Source organism: Thiocystis violacea (assembly GCF_016583565.1).
Classification (GTDB): Bacteria; Pseudomonadota; Gammaproteobacteria; order Chromatiales; family Chromatiaceae; genus Thiorhodococcus; species Thiorhodococcus violaceus_A.
In genome coordinates this window covers 1-2,450 of sequence record NZ_NRRF01000166.1, presented here as the reverse complement: position 1 = coordinate 2,450, position 2,450 = coordinate 1, and the positions used below count along the sequence as shown (strand labels likewise).

At 61.9% G+C, this 2,450-nt stretch carries 4 protein-coding genes; 2 read left to right on the top strand and 2 right to left on the bottom strand.

What is annotated here, in order from left to right:
- Positions 1-331: transposase (locus tag CKO23_RS24390; RefSeq protein ID WP_200336045.1), on the top strand; the 331-nt coding region annotated here is incomplete at its 5' end.
- 36 nt (positions 332-367) lie between these two features.
- On the opposite strand, the gene CKO23_RS24385 is transcribed toward CKO23_RS24390, so the two are convergent.
- Positions 368-586 carry a hypothetical protein gene (locus tag CKO23_RS24385; RefSeq protein ID WP_200336043.1) on the bottom strand — a complete coding sequence of 73 codons (219 nt, stop codon included), beginning with the start codon at positions 584-586 and terminating at the stop codon, positions 368-370.
- A gap of 41 nt (positions 587-627) precedes the next feature.
- Positions 628-816 carry a Thivi_2564 family membrane protein gene (locus CKO23_RS24380; RefSeq protein ID WP_200336041.1) on the bottom strand — a complete coding sequence of 63 codons (189 nt, stop codon included), beginning with the start codon at positions 814-816 and terminating at the stop codon, positions 628-630.
- 278 nt (positions 817-1,094) lie between these two features.
- Here CKO23_RS24380 and CKO23_RS24375 point away from each other — a divergent pair, with 278 nt between their 5' ends.
- Positions 1,095-1,811, top strand: coding sequence for a helix-turn-helix domain-containing protein (locus CKO23_RS24375; RefSeq protein WP_200336039.1), 717 nt, complete (start codon positions 1,095-1,097; stop codon positions 1,809-1,811).
- Positions 1,812-2,450: the final 639 nt, after the last annotated feature.

Here is a 2,450-nt window from a genome sequence, read left to right as displayed (position 1 = left end):
GGTTGTGCGCCTCATCGCCGAGGCCATCGGTTTCGAGGGCGACCTCGGCGTGAAGGAGCGCTACGGCATCCTCAAATCCATGGCCACGCGCACCGCGTTCCTCAGCGATCCGAGCCATCGCATCGTCTTTCACTTCACCCCCAAGCACGCCTCGTGGCTCAATCAGATCGAGATGTGGTTCTCGATCCTGGCGCGCAAAGTCCTGCGCCGTGGCAACTTCACCTCCATCGACGACCTTCAGAAACGCATCAGCGATTTCATCGACTTCTTCAATCGCACGTTGGCCAAACCCTTCCGCTGGACCTATGAGGGAAAGCCGCTCGCAGCATGAATGATTAAACAGTCTCGGGATTTCCACTCTGTTGCACTAGCCTTTCCTGGGCAAGGCCAACAGCAGCGCGCCAACCGCGATAGCCGCCATGCCCGCCCATACCGGAATGCCGACCCACTGCCGGTCATTCACCGTCAGCTCGATCGGCCCCACCTTGGCCTGCCGCGACTCCCGCGTATAGCTGAATCCGCCATAAGCCAGACCCAAGCCTCCGGCGATGATCAAGGCGATCGGAGCGATCTTGATGGCATTCATCTTGTTCTCTCTCCAATCGCTAAAACGTTACTCACAGAGTGCTAGCCGATCCGCATTCCCGACATCGGAGGCATGAGCCCGAAGACGGACAACAGCCAAAGGATCACGACAATCACGACGACCACGTTCAGGATCTTCTTGATGGTGCCATCCATCGGGATGTAGTTATTGATCAACCAGAGAAACAATCCCACGACGACGAGTGTCGTGATCAATGTCATTAGAGGCATGGCGCTTCTCCTATCAGACGCTGTGCGCACCGGGTATCTGCCACGGTAGTTCCTGCCACCGTCAGCGTCTGTTCGCTAGCACACACAGCAATGCGTTTTCGGGAAAGGATTGCGCTGACGCCTCGAAGGTGCATCGAACGCGCGCCCTATGTTTGCCAGCGTACCGACCGGAGGGGGCATTGAGCGTATTGATCACCCATCACGGCGGACGCGCTGACCTTGCTTCACCCTTGTGCCGCCTGTTCTTCGTCCATGAGCGACCAACGAGGAGAACGCGCGTGCAACCCGACTCCGCGAAGACAGCAGACCACTTCGACAATCGGCTCCTGACCGCGCTGCCCAAGCGTGACCAGCGACAGATTCTTTCGAACTGCGAGGGCGTCGAACTGCAGCGTGGCGAGGTGATCAGCGAGCCCGGCGATCGGATCCGCGAGGTCTATTTCCCGACCGGCAGCTTCGTCTCCCTGGTGACACCGCCTGCGGATCACGCCGGCCTGGAGGTGCGACTGGTCGGCAATGAAGGCATGATCGGGACGCCCCTCATCCTGGGGGTCGGAATCACCCAGATCCGCACCTTCGTCCAGGGCGCGGGTCCGGCGTGGCGGATGTCCAGCGAGGGATTTGTCGAGGCGTTGTACCAGGGCCACGCCCTACGGGCACGGCTCCACCGCTATCTCGACGTATTGATGAACCAGAGCACGCAGTTACTCGCCTGCACCCGCTTCCACATGGTGGAGGCGCGCCTCGCCCGCTGGTTGTTGATGACCCAGGATCGGGCGCATTCAGACCACTTCCATGTCACCCACGAGCTTCTGGCCCTCTTGCTGGGGGTGCGTCGCGTGGGCGTCACCAAGGCGGCGAGCGCGCTGCAAGCGCGCAAGCTGATTCACTATCATCGGGGAGATATCACCGTGCTCGACCGCCCCGGCCTGCAAGGCGCCGCCTGCGGCTGTTACGGCGCGGCGGAGGCGCTGTACGAGCAAGTCTTGGGTTGACGCGAGAACTGGCCCCGGCCGCCGAAAGACATATGCGTACGATAACCACAGGCTTATGCTCTTGGCCGCGATGAGTGGTCAATCCAAGGGCGTGGCTACCGTCATTGGTCCGCGAAGGAGGTGTGAACATGCGTGCAAGCACTCTGGGACTTTTGATGCTCGTGAGTCCCGGCTTGGTTTCTGCCCAGCAATGCTTCGAGCTCATCGACGCGGCTGGAGCAACGATCTACAAGGAGTCGACGCCCCCCTACTCACTCGCCTGGCCACCAGAGTCCGATCGCGAGCGGACCGCCTCGCTGCACCGTGGCGAGCATCTCATCATCCACAATAGCCCCTGCAAATCATGGAGCTTCTATCGGCAGCCCCCGCCCCCGCCGGTCTTCGGGTTGAGCCCGCCGACTGCGGCAGCCTCCGTCAGCACTGAAACGGACAGGTCAACGACAACCGCAGCTGAACCGACGGAGGACCGCTCCCCCGACCACCCGCATCCTCCGCCGCCGCCAAGACCGCCGATGGAGCCTGGACCGCCTCCCCTCTCGCCCAGCAGCCCGCCGCCTCGTGCGGCGGAGCATCCAGCGGCAAAGCCCAAGCCAAACCCTAGACCCGAACCCACGCCTCCGGTGAAGCCAGTCGACAGGC